14 protein-coding genes are annotated in these 15527 nt (G+C 63.4%); 3 read left to right on the top strand and 11 right to left on the bottom strand.

Translation table 11 applies throughout. From position 1 onward, the window contains the following. Positions 1-82: 82 nt before the first annotated feature. The 4 genes from K289_RS0103275 to K289_RS0103260 form a co-directional block, all read right to left on the bottom strand. Positions 83-1804 carry an FAD-dependent oxidoreductase gene (locus K289_RS0103275; protein WP_027550159.1) on the bottom strand — a complete coding sequence of 574 codons (1722 nt, stop codon included), beginning with the start codon at positions 1802-1804 and terminating at the stop codon, positions 83-85. A gap of 142 nt (positions 1805-1946) precedes the next feature. Continuing rightward, positions 1947-2966 carry a S1C family serine protease gene (locus K289_RS0103270; RefSeq protein WP_027550158.1) on the bottom strand — a complete coding sequence of 340 codons (1020 nt, stop codon included), beginning with the start codon at positions 2964-2966 and terminating at the stop codon, positions 1947-1949. An 82-nt stretch (positions 2967-3048) separates the two neighbouring features. Next, positions 3049-3498: a hypothetical protein gene (locus K289_RS0103265; protein WP_027550157.1), complete on the bottom strand. Its 450-nt coding sequence runs from the start codon at positions 3496-3498 to the stop codon at positions 3049-3051. A 249-nt stretch (positions 3499-3747) separates the two neighbouring features. Then, positions 3748-5346, bottom strand: coding sequence for a GMC family oxidoreductase (locus K289_RS0103260; protein WP_027550156.1), 1599 nt, complete (start codon positions 5344-5346; stop codon positions 3748-3750). 203 nt (positions 5347-5549) lie between these two features. On the opposite strand from K289_RS0103260, the gene K289_RS0103255 reads away from it, so the two are divergent. Both K289_RS0103255 and K289_RS47665 read left to right on the top strand, forming a co-directional pair. Continuing rightward, on the top strand, positions 5550-6338 hold the full coding sequence (locus K289_RS0103255; RefSeq protein ID WP_027550155.1) for a thermonuclease family protein: 789 nt from the start codon (positions 5550-5552) through the stop codon (positions 6336-6338). 1303 nt (positions 6339-7641) lie between these two features. Then, on the top strand, positions 7642-8346 hold the full coding sequence (locus K289_RS47665; RefSeq protein ID WP_051310480.1) for a nucleoside deaminase: 705 nt from the start codon (positions 7642-7644) through the stop codon (positions 8344-8346). A gap of 156 nt (positions 8347-8502) precedes the next feature. On the opposite strand, the gene K289_RS43830 is transcribed toward K289_RS47665, so the two are convergent. Further along, positions 8503-9255 carry a hypothetical protein gene (locus K289_RS43830; protein WP_051310479.1) on the bottom strand — a complete coding sequence of 251 codons (753 nt, stop codon included), beginning with the start codon at positions 9253-9255 and terminating at the stop codon, positions 8503-8505. Positions 9256-9549: 294 nt separating this feature from the next. On the opposite strand from K289_RS43830, the gene K289_RS43825 reads away from it, so the two are divergent. Then, the gene (locus K289_RS43825; RefSeq protein WP_051310478.1) at positions 9550-10077 is read left to right on the top strand and encodes a MarC family protein; all 528 of its coding nucleotides are present in this window, start codon (positions 9550-9552) and stop codon (positions 10075-10077) included. Between the two features lie 10 nt (positions 10078-10087). Here K289_RS43825 and K289_RS0103230 read toward each other — a convergent pair whose 3' ends face one another. The 6 genes from K289_RS0103230 to K289_RS0103205 all read right to left on the bottom strand — a co-directional run bounded on the left by K289_RS0103230 (position 10088) and on the right by K289_RS0103205 (position 15367). Further along, positions 10088-10699 carry a DedA family protein gene (locus K289_RS0103230; RefSeq protein WP_084788536.1) on the bottom strand — a complete coding sequence of 204 codons (612 nt, stop codon included), beginning with the start codon at positions 10697-10699 and terminating at the stop codon, positions 10088-10090. After that, the gene (locus K289_RS43820; RefSeq protein WP_371260783.1) at positions 10696-11238 is read right to left on the bottom strand and encodes a class I SAM-dependent methyltransferase; all 543 of its coding nucleotides are present in this window, start codon (positions 11236-11238) and stop codon (positions 10696-10698) included. The genes K289_RS0103230 and K289_RS43820 overlap by 4 nt, the downstream gene beginning before the upstream one ends. 275 nt (positions 11239-11513) lie before the next feature. Continuing rightward, a complete protein-coding gene (gene cyoD / locus K289_RS0103220; protein ID WP_027550152.1) occupies positions 11514-11903 on the bottom strand; it encodes a cytochrome o ubiquinol oxidase subunit IV in 390 nt (129 codons plus the stop codon). Next, positions 11900-12541, bottom strand: coding sequence for a cytochrome (ubi)quinol oxidase subunit III (locus K289_RS0103215; protein WP_027550151.1), 642 nt, complete (start codon positions 12539-12541; stop codon positions 11900-11902). Before K289_RS0103215 ends, cyoD begins: the two co-directional genes overlap by 4 nt. Then, positions 12541-14544 (bottom strand): cytochrome o ubiquinol oxidase subunit I, encoded by a 2004-nt coding sequence (gene cyoB, locus K289_RS0103210; protein WP_027550150.1) that lies wholly within the window; start codon positions 14542-14544, stop codon positions 12541-12543. The genes K289_RS0103215 and cyoB overlap by 1 nt, the downstream gene beginning before the upstream one ends. After that, the gene (locus tag K289_RS0103205; RefSeq protein ID WP_027550149.1) at positions 14534-15367 is read right to left on the bottom strand and encodes a ubiquinol oxidase subunit II; all 834 of its coding nucleotides are present in this window, start codon (positions 15365-15367) and stop codon (positions 14534-14536) included. Before K289_RS0103205 ends, cyoB begins: the two co-directional genes overlap by 11 nt. Between the last annotated feature and the right edge of the window lie 160 nt (positions 15368-15527).

Raw genomic sequence — 15527 nt, 5'->3', positions numbered from 1 at the left:
GAGTCCCCTCACCCGGATCGCATCTATCGATGCGATCCGACCTCTCCCCGCAAGCGGGGCGAGGTGAAGCGAGCGGCGCGCGTCACGCCTGCTCTTTCGCCGTCTCGCGCGGCGCACCACCCTCCGCAAGATGCCGCCCCGCGATGTAGCCGAACGTCAGCGCCGGGCCGAGCGTGATCCCCGGGCCTGGATAGTTGCCATTCATGATCGAGCCCATGTCGTTGCCGCAGGCATAGAGACCGGCGATCGGCGTGCCGTCCTCGCGCAGCACGCGGGCTTGCGCATCGACCTTCATGCCGATCGCCGTGCCGAGATCGGCGGGATAGATCCGCATCGCGAAGAACGGGGCACGGACGATCGGCGCAACGCAGGGGTTAGGCTTGTGAGCGGCATCTCCGAGATGACGCTGATAGATGGTGCTGCCGCGACCGAATTCGGGATCGCGGCCCTCCTTTGCATCGGCATTGTAATTCGCGATCGTCGCGTTGAGTGCGGACGGCTTGATGCCGATCTTCACTGCGAGCTGCGCGATGTCCGCAGCCTCGATCAATTCGCCGTTCGCCACGTAGCGACGGAGGTAGCGCGTGAACGGATTGATGCGGCCGAGGCCGTAGCTCCAGAGAAACTTGCGGTCGCAAATGAGATAGAACGGACGATCAGGTCCACCGTTGCCATCGCGCAGCATGGCGAGCACGAATTCGTGGTAGGACAGCGCCTCGTTGACGAAACGCCGGCCGGCCGCATTCACGGCGATCACGCCCGGCTTGGCGCGATCGGTCACCGTGTGCGGAAAGACGCCGCGGCAGCCGTCGGCGCGGCGGAACAGCGAGGCCGGCACCCAATAGGCCGGGCTCGTCGCCTCCGTATTGAGCGCGGCGCCACTTGCGCTCGCGAGGCGAAGCCCGTCGCCGGTACCGCCAGTGTTGGTCGCCGAGACATGTCCCGCTGCTGCCGGGAAGAAGCGCTTGCGCAAGGTCGCATCATGCGAGAAGCCGCCGGTCGCGAGCACTACGCCCCGGCGTGCGGCGATGGAGCGGTCGCGGGAGCCGTGGCGGATGACCACGCCGGCGACGCGCTCGCCCTGCACTGACAAGTCCTCGACATCTGCGCTGAAGATGATTTCGACCTGCCGCGCCAGCAACGAGGCATAGAGCCGCGCAGCGAGCGCATTGCCGAGGTGCAGCGTCGTGCCGCGCGGCGAGCGCAGCCGCTGCCAGGCGTAGTCAGAGATGAGCCGCGCCGCGCGCAAGGTCGAATGCAGCGATTTGCCGACCCGGCGCAGATGCGGGATGTCGAGGCGGTTGACCATCATCCCGCCGAACAGCGTGAACTCCGGCAGCGGCGGCCGCAGCCGGCCGAAGCTTGCGCCGAGCCGCGTCCCATCGAAGGCGACCGGCTCCAGCACACGCCCACCGGCCGTGGCACCCAGCCGTTCCGGATAGTAATCCGGATACGTCCTCACCGGCTGGAGCCGCACCTCGGTGTTCGCCTCGAGATAGGCGACAGCCTCCGGCCCCCGCGCGAGGAAGGCGGCGCGCAAGCCGGCATTGGCGGGCTCGGACACCGTGCTCGACAGATACCGGACGGCATCCGTGATGCTGTCGGACAGCCCCGCCTCTTTCATCTTGGGATTGGCGGGAATCCAGACCATGCCGCCGGACCAGGCTGTGGTCCCGCCGACGAAGGCGGTCTTCTCGATCACGAGCACCCGAAGGCCCTCGGCAGCGGCGACCGCCGCCGCCGTCATGCCGCCCGCACCGGCGCCGATGACAATGACGTCGTAGGTCTCATGCGTCGGCATCATGCGGCCGAGTTCCGGGAGCGAGGCATGTCCCTGTCATACCCCGTCTGGGGAGAGACAGGCTATAGCGCGATGCCGCCGCTTCACCTCTCCCCAGCGGGGAGAGGGGAAGGCGTCCTCGGCTTACACCTAGCCAACCAAAGTTTCAGCGCGCCGGCTTGCGCTCGACCGGATCGATGTCGATCGCCCGCAGGCGGCCGAGCCGCAGCACGTCCATGGCGAGACGCCGGCCGATCCGGTCGCGGTCGAGCACGCGGATCAGATCGTCGACGCCGTTGATCTCGACGCCGTCGAGCCTGATGACGACGTCGCCCGGCAGCAGGCCAGCCTTCCCGGCCGGGCCGTCCGGCTCGATCTGCATCAAGAGCGCGCCCATCTTGTTCTCGACGCCGGCCAGCACCGCGTGCCGCCGCGGGATCGGCGCGGTCTGCCCGGCAACGCCGATAAAGGCGCGGCGGACATAGCCGTGGCGGATGATCTCCGAGAGCACGAATTGCGCGGTGTTGCTGGCGACCGCGAAACAGATGCCTTGTGCGCCGTTGATGATGGCGGTGTTGATGCCGATCACCTCGGCATTCGACGACACCAGCGGGCCGCCGGAATTGCCGGGATTGAGCGCGGCATCGGTCTGGATGACGTCCTCGATGGTGCGTCCGCTGACCGAACGGATCGACCGCCCGAGCGCCGAGACCACTCCGGCGGTCACGGTCGACTCGAAGCCGAGCGGATTGCCGATGGCGATCACGAGCTGGCCACGCCGCAACGTCTTGGAGTTGCCGAGCGCGGCGTAAGGCAAGTCGCGCACGCCATTGGCACGCAGCAGCGCAAGGTCGGTGTCGGGGTCGACGCCGAGCACTCGGGCGTCGCCGACATGGCCCTCGACGTCGCGCAGCCGGATCTCCTTGGCGGAGCCGACCACGTGGCTGTTGGTGAGGACCAGACCGTCCGGGGAGATCACGATGCCCGAGCCGAGCCCGCCGCGCTCGCGGCCGTTCGGCACTTTCGGCCCGGTCTCGACGCGCACGACGGCAGGGCCGACGCGGTCGGTCACGTCGATCACGGCATTGGAATAGGCGTCCAGCAGGGCCCGGTCATTGTCCGGGGCAGCCGCTGTCGTTCGCGATGACGCGCTGTCATCGGCGATATCCGAGGTAAAATCCAGCATGGCGAGAGTCCTTGAGGCTCACACAAATGGTGGCCTGTTGCCTCCAGCGCAAGTGGCCCGCTCGGGGCGCAAGGCTGGGCTGCTAGGGTGCCCTTCGCAGGCTTCCAGCTCTTGCCTTGACCGGATCGAGCAGCGACCAGTCGCCATCCGGGAGCAGGTGCCCCTTCGGGAATGGCGCGCGCAGCTCCAGCCCAAGCGAACGCAGCACACGGTCGTCGCGGTAGTAGCATTGCAGCACGACGCGGACGAGCGTTGCAGCGGCAGCTCCGCCGGAGCTGCGAAACTCCTGCGCGACCGCATCGCGCTTCGCCGCATCGAGTTCGCTGAGCGGCTGGCCGGCGAGCCGCGCCAGATGATCCAACGCCTGGCGCACCAGTACCGTGTCACGGCCGAGCGTCGCCAGCATGTCGGCCTGGATCGCCGCATCGTCCGCGCCAGGCACCTTGTACTCGTCGCTGGCGGGAATGATCATCGCAGCGATGGTGCGGAGATCGTCGCGTTGCCGCAGCGTAAGAGCGAATTGATCAGGCATGGGGTCCTCTTCTGAACTTCGCGCCGCGATAAAGGTGCGCTCCCTCTCCCGCTTGCGGGGGAGGGTCGGGGAGAGGGTGCCTCCACAAAGAGACTCCCCCAGAGGAGAGAGCCCTCACCCGGCGCTTCGCCGTAGCCAAGGCTTCGCCTTGGCGTTTCGTAAAACGACGGCCGCCGAAGGCGGCCTCCGCCTCTCCCGCAAGCGGGAGAGGTGCAGCGAAGTCGCGGCTCGCTTCGATCCACATCATGATTAGTCGAACAGATTGGTGAGGCGCTGCTTCATCTGGTCGGCGACGTAGAGCGCGATGGCCTGGATGGTCGAGGTCGGGTTGACCCCGCCCGAAGTGACGAAGACGCTGCCGTCGACGATGAAGAGGTTTTTCACGTCGTGCGAGCGGCCCCATTCGTTGACCACGGAGCGCTCGGGATCGGTGCCCATCCGCGCGGTGCCGAGCAAATGCCAGCCGCCCCAGGGGATAGGATCATTGATGCAGATGTCGGTCGCCCCTGCGGTTTCCAGAATCTCGCGGCCGCGCGCGAGCGCATGGTCCATCATCTTGCGGCTGTTCTCGCTGATCGTGTAGTCGATCTTCGCCGCGGGAATGCCGCTACTGTCCTTCAGCACCGGATCGAGCGTGACGCGGTTGTGCTCCTCAGGGAGATCCTCGCAGATCGCCGAGACCGCCATGCGGTGGCCGTTGAGCTTGCGGAACACACGGTGATGATCCGCCCCCCACGGCAAGATTCCCTTCTGCTCGCTCGCGACCGCCTCGAACACCGGCCCGGCGCCGCGACCAAACTGGATGCCGTAGCCACGAACGAAGCCGCGCGACAGATCGGTGTCGTAGAACTCCTTGCTCCACAGGCAAGTCGGCGGCGCGCGGTTGCTGTCGGTCGGCTCCTTCACGAAGCCATAGATCTGCGCGTAAGGGTGGAACATCAGGTTCTTGCCGACGAGGCCTGATGAATTGGCAAGGCCGTTCGGGAAGCGGCTGGATGCCGAGTTCAGCAAGAGCCGCGGCGTGCCGACACCGTTGCAGGCGATGATGACGACATGTGCCGGCTGAAACTGCTCGATGCCGTCCTTGTCGTAGTAGACCACGCCCGTGGCCATGCCGTTCTCGTCGGTGGTGATCTCGCGCACCCGGCAATGGGTGCGCAACTCGACCCCGGCGCGGATCGCCTGCGGCCAGTAGGTGATGTCGGTCGAGGATTTCGCCCCTTGCGCGCAGGCAGGCGTGCAATGGCCGAGATTGATGCAGCGCGCGCGGCCCTCATAGTCCATCGTCGCAACCGTCGTATCCGACGGCCACCAGTGCCAGCCGAGCTTGTTCATGGCCGTGCCGATCAGCGGTCCGGACAGCCCGGGCGGCTGCGGCGGCATCGGCGGATGCGTCAGCGGCGACAGCGGATCGCCTGACATTCCGGATGTGCCCATGATCCGGTCGTTCTCCTCGAAGAACGGCTCCAGCATGGAGTAGTCGATCGGCCAGTCGTCGGCGACGCCGTCGAGCGTCTTGACGCGAAAGTCGCTCGGATGAAGCCGCGGCCAATGCGCGGTGTACATCACGGTCGAGCCACCGACCGCGTTGTAGTTGACGACCTTGATTGGCGAATTGTCGTCGTTGATGGGATAGTCCTCGGGACGGCCGCGGACGTTCGGACTGGTCGACCACTCGCCGTAGAATTTGGCTTCCCAGTCCCGACCCGTGCTCGGATATTCCGCGGGATTCATCCAGCCGCCCTGCTCCAGGCAGAGAATGTGCATCTTGGTCTCGGCCAGCGACCACGCAACGGCAGCGCCCGAAGCGCCGGCGCCGATGATCAGGACGTCCACGGGGTCTTTCATCGCAACATTGTCCTCCCGCCCTCGCCGCTTCCCGGGCGATTCGGCCGCTCGCAGCTTGTCTGCAGGGCCAAACGATAGGGGCAGGCTGGCCGGCGAGTAAAGTCACGGCGCAGGAATGTCGCACTTCGCACAGCGCAGACCATTGGTGTTGCCATGTCCGGATGGTAGGAACGAGGAACAAAAGCAATCGATAGCGAGACCGTATGTCCTTCCAAAATTCCTTTGCCGCCGCCCGCACTTTCGCGTTTTTCTTGTTTCTCGCTCTGTCCGGCTTTCTGGCCACCTCCGGATCAGGCTTCGCGCTGACCGCCGCCGCGATTGCGCGGGATGCCAACTCCATCCAGCTCGGAGATACCACCTATCGGCTCGATGGCGTGGACGCGCCCGAACTGGACCAGGTCTGCATCGACGATCACGCCGATCCCTGGACCTGCGGCCTGGAGGCCCGCGACCAGCTGACGAAGCTGATCGGCGGCCGGACCGTTCGCTGTGACGACGTCGGGCCGGAGAAGCATTTCGGCAAGCGGCACCGCGCGATCTGCACGGCGGAAGGCGACAAGGTCTCGTTGAACGAGCAATTGGTCAAGCTCGGCTTTGCCATCGCGCGCGAGCCGATCAAGGCCAACGTCAAGCCCGCGGCGGCGGACGCCAAGGCGGCCTCGGCCGGCATCTGGAAGGGCTGCTTTGTTGCACCGCAAGATTTCCGCACCGGCAAGAAGGACGGGCCGCTGCTGGGCGCCGCCTGCCGCGCCGATCGCGACAAGGAGATTCGCGCGGTGCTGTTCCCGGAAGATCTGACGATGCCGCCGAGTTGCAGCATCAAGGGCAAGCTCGCGGTGCGCGCCCGCGTCACCGGCAATATCGGCATCTACCACCTGCGGGGCTGCCCGAGCTATCCGGCCACGACCAAGCCGGACCGCTGGTTCTGCTCGGAGGACGACGCGCAGGCCGCAGGCTTCCGCAAGGCCTATAATTGCCGCCGGCCGAAGTGAGAGCCTCGCTTCACGCAGGTGTGAGCGGTAGCCGGAGACAGTATTGATCCGGAATTGAACTCTATCGGGAGTTGTTGCATCTCATAAGAGTGCGGTAGCACCTGGTGCTGGCGCTTCCTTGGCAGCAATTCGGCTTCCTGCCGATTGTCTTTGCTTGGGCGTTTCCTCCCTAGACTTGGGCCGCTTGCTCATCGCAAGCGGCTCTTTTGCTTTCGCGCGCTAGCTGCGAGCCATTGCATGTGCGAACTCACAGGCGGTCGTCATGCCCGGGCTTGTCCCGGGCATCCACGTTCTTGCCGCGGGGGAAGCGTGGATGGCACATGGGTGAGCGGAAGCGACACCGTCCTTCGGACGGCTACGCCCGGCCATGACGACGTGGAAGCTTCAGCGCACCAAGCGATAGCGTCACATGCGATTGCCGACCATCGACCTACTCAGGGCGTGGACCCACTGCTCCTCAAGGCGAATTCCTGCTTGGTTTAGCGCGTTCACCGGACACTCGGTCGGGGCGGGGCTACTTAGCTAGATCGGATCAAGGCCGTCATCTATCGACGCTGAAGTCGGCTTCCGCTTGGCCAAAGGCTTGACCGCCGCCGGGGTCGGCATAGCTTCCACGGCCATCATTGGTCTTTACTAGAACCAGCTCGGTCGGATTTCATCACGCCAGTTTAGTTCAGTATGCCCAAGCAAGTGGGATAATGTACCATGCCGAAGCCCTCTTCCATAGGCAAGCGTCGGAGCAAAGCCTTACCCGCCTTAGGGTTTGCCGGCATGTCTCTCTCGATGGCAAGCGGTGCGTGCGCCTCAACCAGCGAAGCGTCGGCGAATACATCACCGCCCTCGCAGAAGCACGAACTCATTCTTGGTGAGGAGGAAATCTCCGACGTTAGTTTGGCGACGTTCCATGTCTTCGACAAGGAAAATGCTGGACCACCACCGCTCTTCCAAAAACCAAGGCTGGCCAGAGGCTGTGGCTGTGCCTGTAGCTGTGCGCCTTGTGCCTACTGGCCGCAACCTCCGCAGCCTCCAAAGGCAACGCAGCCGACACAGCATCGAAAGAAGAAGCCGCCGCACCGCACGAACTAAATGGCGTCCGGCACAGCCGCCTCGCACGATAGCTATCCGATGAACGTGGCGCGCCGTTTAGCCGAAATCGCATAGTGCGGGAGGGGTTGCTTCGCCTAACCTCCCGTCTGGATTGAAGTGGAGATCGCCCTGGCCGCGACCACGACGCGCCGGGGAGGAGCCAGGCTCGGTCGGGCCCAGGAACGCAGCAACCAAGGGGGACTGCTCGTCGACTCGGATGGAGCAGCTGACGCTCATGAACAGGCCGGAAGCTCACCTTCAAGATTTGCAACTGATGGAGCGATGCCTAGAAGTCGCTCGACTTGGAGCGAAGACAGGAGAGCTGCCGTTCGGCGCCCTGATTGTTTATCGAGGACAGGTCATTGCCGAGGCGACAAATCGTGTTTCATCGGAGAGTGACATGACGCGCCACGCGGAGCTCGTGGCACTTTCCGCGGCACAAAAGGTCCTCAAACGAAAGCGTCTGCAAGATTGCACCTTGTATTCGACCGTTGAACCTTGCCCGATGTGTTCGTTTGCTTCAAGGGAGGCGCGGATTGGTCGTGTGGTGTTCGCCATCTCGTCTCCTGTGATGGGCGGATATTCAAAATGGGACGTGCTGAAGGACGACGATTTATCGAACAAGCTACCTGAGGTTTTTGGACCTCCACCGGAGATCGTCTCCGGCCTGTTGGCCGCGCAGGCCGAGCAGGTCTGGAGCCAGTGGAACCCGCTCGCTTGGCGCTTCATAAAACGCAGAGGTTGCTTTGGATCGGCGGCGGATCTGTCTGAGCGTTATGCGGCCGCGCCGCGGCGCATCCTTTCGTGGGCCGCCTTGACCGCCTTTTTGGCTGCGCCGGCCCTAGCGGTGAGCAAGGCCTTCCTGCGCTCACGTGCGGATTCGAAACCTATGCCAAAGTTCGACTCGCAGCCCGACTCGTGAGCGCGCTGCCGACGTAGCTGCTCGGAATCGCCATCGAAATAACGCTGATCGCACAGGGGCTCGGGCCAGTTATCCTTTTGGCAGCTCGGATTCGCACGTGTCTGGCCGGCGTCGCGCCGTCCGGGCAGCAGCGCTGACGGCGGGATCGGACTGGTGTTATTGCTTGAAGTGCAGCAGTCGATGCGGCAGGCGGCCGTGAGGGTGCGGGAAACCGAGGTGAGTTCCAAGCCGTTGTTTGGCCCTGCGCAATGCCCTCACCGCAATAACAGCGTCAACGGCCAATCGGCTGAGTCTGGGAAGTTGCCGAGGGTCGCTTACAACTGAACCTCCGATCTTGCGCAGTCTAGGCTTACCTGCGGGTCCGATCTTTATGAGCGCCGCTCTCGGAAGTATCCGATGGGCAGGGTTTAGAACAACGCGACAAGCGGCAAAGGGAATTCTGAATTCGGCAGCAATTCGGGCCACGATTTGCGACTCCATATCAGCTGCGACGGCCCCGGTGGTGGCATGGAAGTCCCGTCTCTCCTCAAAACTTGTCATCGGGGTAGCCACTCCAGCAATCGGAGAGTAGCCGGCGCCCGGGATCATCCGAAGGAGCTCCTGGGCCCAAGGGAGGTCACTTGGATAAGCTTCATCTTTCCCCGCAAACACCGACGAAGCGATGACAACCTTACCCGGGCGGAGCTTCGGATCCAGCCCGCCGCATACGCCAAAGCTTATAATCCCGCGCGCACCTTTTCGGATGGCCTCACGCAAACTAGACGCGGTCCGGTCACCATCAGCGATTATCGCTGCCATCCCCGCTATTCTGGCCTCAATTGCCAGTCCAACGACGGCGATCACAGCCTTCGCGTTGGGCGCGCCAGTCTGATCCTCCTTTGCCTCATTTACGATCACATGCAGGGTCATCGCAGGCCTTCTAAAACGAAAGTGTCTCTGGATTTAGCTTGGATCCCGGACAAGGTAACTTGCGGGCCGTGCGTTTCTGCGAAATCTATGTAAGTGTGCTTTCGCGGTCACTAATCGTGGATCATGCGAACAGCGCCGCCCCCTCGGTGATTTTCAGGCAAGTGCCGCTCTCGTGCCACCGCAGCCAACCGAGAGCGACGGCGCGCTCGATCCAGGCGCTGCCCCGCCACTGCCGCCAACCGTCAGAAATGGCTCATTGACCCGTTCGACAAAGATACGGCCATCCTCCACCGCTTGCCGTTCGCGATCTCGACGATCCTGCGCGCGGCGGCATCGAGATCGGCGAAGGGCTGCCGCCGAAGATCCTGCCTCTACGCGCTGCTCCTTTGCTTTTTCTTCCTGGTCTTTGGCACGTTGCAGCTGCGGTTGTTTGACGTGCGGCTGAGCATGGTCCGTATTGTCGGAGGATTGATCCTTATGAAGATCGGGTTTGAGCTCTTCTCTCCTTCTTCATCCGGCGGGATAGCGGGACCTGCCGCGGACGCGAACGGGACCGACGGCGCCTTTGTGCCACTGGCGATGCCGCTAATGTTCGGACCTGGCGCGATCGCCACCATCCTCGGAATGACGGCCACGACCAGAAAGTCCTCAAATGAGCCTTGCCTCCTTCATGGCCATCGCCGCTGCGATCGTCGCCACAATGCTGGTCACCTTCCTATGTCTTGCCTATGCAGCGAAGCTGACGCGGGCCTTGGGCCGCTTGTTCATCACAAGCGGCTTTTCTTTATGGGAAGGCGCACCGGGACTGATCCCCGCGCTTGAACGCCGCAACTCAAGCCCGACGGCGGATGAGCCGGAATGCCAGGGCGAACACGACCTCGACAACGACGATGCCAATAATGGCGGTGGAGGCCGCAGTCGACGGATCGACGCGACTTTCGCGCAAACCGTAGCCCAACGCCAGAAAAGGGGCGTTCCAGGCAAGAGCCCCGACGAACGTCGCCATAGCAAAGCGCATCAGTGGAATGGCCACTACCCCGGCAGGAAAAGCCATGTAGACGCGGACCAGGGGAATGATCTGGGCGATAACGGAAATCCAGAACTGATTACGGTGATATGAACCCGCTATTTGGCGGTATTTTTCGACCCGAAGGCTCAGATAGCATCCTGCATTCTGCACGAGTGCCTCAGCGCGCTGCGGGCCGAACCACCGCCCCACCGCATACCAAATCAGCGAGCCGAGAGTTGACCCGGCTGTGGTCGCCGCGACGGCCCAGGGCAAGGCGGCGAAATTCGGAACGACGAACATGCCAAGCACAATCAGCATGCCGTAGGAAGGCACGATCGGGAGAAGCTTTTCCACTGCCGCGCACATCGTCAAGCCGAACAGTCCCCAACCAGCCAGATCGGAGACCAGGCCCGGCAAATCGGGCAGGTCGATCATCTTCCGACCGCGCGCAAAGTCAGGGGCTTGCGCCGGACAAGCTTGTAGACTCGGGCAGGCGGAAAATTCCGCAGGACCCGGCCATGAAGGCTCGCCTTGAGACCGAGGCGGTCGAGCAACCGGCGCGACACGGGACAGCGAACGCCATAGGTGAACTGGTAAAATGCGCCACCCTTACGCAGAAGGGAAAACACGCCGGTCAGGATGGCGGTGACCTTTCTCGGCGACATATTCAGCAACGGCAGTCCGCTGATCGCGCTGCCTAGAGGTGCACTGCCAAAGAGGCGGCAGACACCGAGCCGCGCCGCATCCATCCGGAGCACGCGGGCTTCGGGGAAGCGCATTCGCAGCACGCTGGCAAAATCCGAGCCGGACTCGACGAGCGTCAAGTCGGATTGACGGACGCCGCGCGCAAGCAAGGCCTCGGTAAAGACCCCTGTGCCGGGACCGAGTTCAAGGACGGGCCCATCCGACGGATCGACCCCGCTCGTGATGAGATCTGCGAGCACCGGCCCCGAGGGGGCGATGGCACCGACCATCAATGGGTTGGACGCCAGCGTCCTGAAGAAGAGAAAAGTATCGGACATGAAACTCCATCCGTACCGCCGATCGATTCGGCAGCCTCAGCCCATGAGCGCTAAGGTGAGCGGATTGCGGGAACATTGCGCCTTAACGGCGCTTCATGCGGCGCCTCCAGCGCGCGGGTCCGCGAGTCCCGAAATATCAAAGGCACTTGCTGAGTTGGCGAGCCGGTCCGGTCCTCCGCCAGGTCTTACGGCAAGAGAAATGACATTCCCAGTCGCTGCGGCTGTTTTCAGCTGTGCATCCGAATGAACTGGTCCATCGGCGGCATGTTCTGGTTGAGATGCGACATGATCCAGACTGTTCCCCCAACAACCAGGAAGACGATGAGCAAGCCGAAGGCGAGCGCCAGCACGTTGTTGGTGTTGTCCGGACCCGTGGTGATGTGGAGGAAGAACACGAGATGCACGCCCATCTGCGCGATCGCGAGCACGATCAGCGCGACCGGAATGGAAGGCTGCCAGACCAGATCCGTGCCGGCGATGAAGAACGACGTCGCCGTCAGCAGCAGCGCCAGGACAAGGCCGACGACATAGCCGAGGATTCGCTCGCCGACACTGTGTTGTTCTTCCTCGCCCGGTGCGAGGTCGTGCCCGGTCGGCACATGCGCCTGATCGCTCATACCGCACTCCCAAGCAGGTAGACGACGGAAAAGACCGCGACCCAGATGATGTCGAGCGCGTGCCAGAACAGTGCGAAGCACATCATGCGGCGCAGAATGTCGGCGCGAAAGCCCTTGGCGAAGACCTGGGCCATCATGGTGAGAAGCCACAGCACGCCGGCGGAGACATGAAGGCCGTGGCATCCGACCAGCGAGAAGAACGCGGTCAGGAACGCGCTGCGCGACGGTCCGTAGCCGCGGGAGACCAGATTGGCGAACTCACGGAATTCGATCGTGAGGAATGCAAGCCCCAGCACGCAGGTTACGGCCATTCCCAGATAGAACCAGAACCGGTTGCGCACGTCGGCGGCGATGCTCGCCATGCCGCAGGTGAAGCTCGACAGCAGCAGGAGGACCGTCTCGATCGCGACGTTCCTGTGCTCGAAGATCTCCGAGCCTTTCGGGCCATCGGCGGTCTGGCCGACCAGCACCGCATAGGCCGCGAAGAAGCAGGAGAACATCACGATGTCGGAGAGCAGGAAGACCCAGAAGCCGTAGGCCGTCACGATCCGTTTTGACGCAGGCCCGGGATGCTCGACAACGATCCCGATGTGATGGGGGTCGGCATGCGCATGCCCGATGGTCGCGGTCATCGTCATCAGACACCCCCCGCCATGCTGACGAGGCTGCGACGCTCCTCGATATTGACGCGATCGATGCGCGCGACCTCGGCCGCCGGTATGACGTATTCGTCATGGTCGCGCCAGGCGAACACGACGAAGGTCGCGAACGCGCCTAGCACGCCGAGGATCACCATCCACCAGATGTGCCAGATCAGCGCAAAGCCCATGACACTGGCGAAGAACGCGCAGACGAATCCGGTCGGCGAGTTCCGGGGCATCTCGATGTCTTCGTATTCGGGTTCGGGATGATGCTCGAGTTGCTGCTCCTTGGCGTGCTGCTTCATCGCCCAGTAGGCGTCCTCGCCGCGCACATCGGGATGGAAGGCGAAGTTGAACACCGGCGGCGGCGACGAGGTCGCCCATTCCAGCGAGCGGCCGTCCCAGGGATCGCCGGTGCGGTCGCGCAAGGCCTCGCGGTTGCGGATACTGACGACAAGCTGCGTGATCTGGCAGACCACCGCAACGCAAAGGAGTCCCATGCCGATCGCGGCTACGTGCATCCACGGCCGCCATGCCGCGACGTCGTAATGCTGCAAGCGCCGGGTCATGCCCAGCAGGCCCGCCGTATAGAGCGGAAGGAAGGTGACGTAGAAGCCGATGAAGGTGAACCAGAAGGCCGCTTTGCCCCAGGCCTCGTCGAGGCGGAAGCCGAACGCCTTCGGAAACCAGTAGGTGAAACCGGCGAAGGCACCAAAAAGCACGCCACCGATGATGACGTGGTGGAAGTGCGCCACCAGGAACAAGCTGTTGTGCAGGAGGAAGTCAGCCGGCGGCACCGCGACCAGGACTCCAGTGAGGCCGCCGGTGATGAACGTCACCATGAAGCCGACCGACCACAGCATCGGCGTCGTGAAGCGGATACGGCCGCCATACATGGTGAACAGCCAGTTGTAGATCTTCACCCCTGTCGGCACGGCGATGATCATGCTGGCGATGCCGAAGATGGCGTTGACGTCGGGACCTGCGCCCATCGTGAAGAAGTGATGCAGCCAGACCATGAAGGAGATGACGCAGATCGCCATGGTGGCGAGCACCATCGAGCGGTAGCCGAACAGCGGCTTGCCGGAGAAAGTCGACACCACCTCGGAAAAGATGCCGAATGCCGGCAGCACGAGGATGTAGACCTCCGGATGTCCCCATGCCCAGATCAGGTTCATGAACATCATGACGTTGCCGCCGGCCTCATTCGTGAAGAAGTGAAAGCCGAGATAGCGGTCGAGCAGGAGCATCGCCAGCGTCGCGGTGAGGATCGGGAATGCCGCCACGATAAGCAGGTTCGAGGCCAGCGTCGTCCAGCAGAACATCGGCATGCGCAGGTAGTTCATCCCCTTGGTGCGCAGCTTCAGCACGGTGGTCACGAGATTGATGCCGGCCACCAGCGTGCCGACACCGGAGATCTGCAGCGACCAGGCGTAGTAGTCGACGCCGACGCCCGGCGAATAGATCAGGCCCGACAGCGGCGGAAAGGCGAGCCACCCAGTGCGCGCGAATTCGCCGACCACGAGCGAGATGTTCACCAGCAGCGCGCCGGTCGCGGTCAACCAGAAACCGACCGAATTGAGCGTCGGAAACGCGACATCGCGCACGCCGAGCTGGAGCGGCACGACAAGGTTCATCAGCCCGATCACGAACGGCATCGCCACGAAGAAGATCATGATGGTGCCGTGGGCAGAAAAGATCTGGTTGTAGTGCTCCGGCGGCAGATAGCCCTGCGACTGATAGGCGACCGACTGCTGGATCCGCATCATGATGGCGTCGCTGCCGCCGCGCAGAAACATGACGGACGCGAGCAGCACGTACATCACGCCGATCCGCTTGTGGTCGACACTGGTGATCCATTCGTGCCAGAGATAGGGCAGATGCCCTTTCACTACGACCCAGGCCAGCACGCCCAGGATCGCGACCAGCACCATCGCGCCTGCGACGAGAGGAATCGGCTGGTCGAACGGGATCGCCGACCAATCGAGCTTACCGAGCATCATGGCCTCCACTGTGCGGCCGGCCCGCCCCGGATGCGATTTGCGGACCGGGCCCGGGCGGGATGTGCTGGGTCGCGATGAGGTCGAAGAGCCGGGGATCCTCGAGCCGGTAGGTCGGCCTGCCCCGCTCGATGCCCTGCTGCACCAGCTTATTGTAGCTGGCTTCGTTCAGCACGGAATCGGTCTTCGCCGTGCTCTCCACCCAGTCGGGAAAGGCGAGCGGCGAGATCACGTTGACGTCGAACATCATGTCGGGGAAACCGTCGCCGGAGAAATGAGCCGACAGTCCCTGGAGCTTGCCCTCATTGTCGGCGCGCAGGTTGAGCCGCGTCACCATACCGTTCATGGTGTAGATCATGCTGCCGAGCTGTGGGATGAAGAACACGTTCATCACGCTCGACGATGTGAGCTGGAAATTCAGCTCGGCGCCGGCGGGCACCGTCAGCGTGTTGACGGTGGCGATACGCTGATCCGGATAGATGAACAGCCATTTCCAGTCGAGCGAGACGGCCTGGATCCGCACCGGGTTGCCGGTCCCCGGCACCGGTGCTGCGGGATCGAGCTGATGCGAGCCGATCCAGGCGACGCCGCCGAGCAGGATGACGGTCAGCGCGGGGATCGCCCACACCACCATTTCGATCCGGCCGGAATAGACGAAGCCGGGCTGGTAGTGCGCGCGCGGATTGGATGCACGAAACCAGAAGGCGAACCCCAGGATCGCGATGATGGTCGGCACCACGATCGTCAGCATGATGAAAACGGAATCGACCAGAATGGTGCTGTTCGCAGCAGCAACGGGCCCTTGCGGATCAAGCAGATTCATCGGCGAGCCACTGGTGGTTGGGAAGCCCCGATGCAGAGCGTAGCGCGAAAACCTCCCCGCAACAAATGCGGCCGTGTGAAGTTATGTAAAGGCGGTTCCTGCGCAACGGCAAGCCGTTGGGCGCATGCGCACTATCATCGCGACGAATGAGCCATGCGTG

Source organism: Bradyrhizobium sp. Cp5.3 (genome assembly GCF_000426265.1).
Taxonomy (GTDB): domain Bacteria; phylum Pseudomonadota; class Alphaproteobacteria; order Rhizobiales; family Xanthobacteraceae; genus Bradyrhizobium; species Bradyrhizobium neotropicale.
This window is presented reverse-complemented; position numbering and strand designations above follow the sequence as displayed.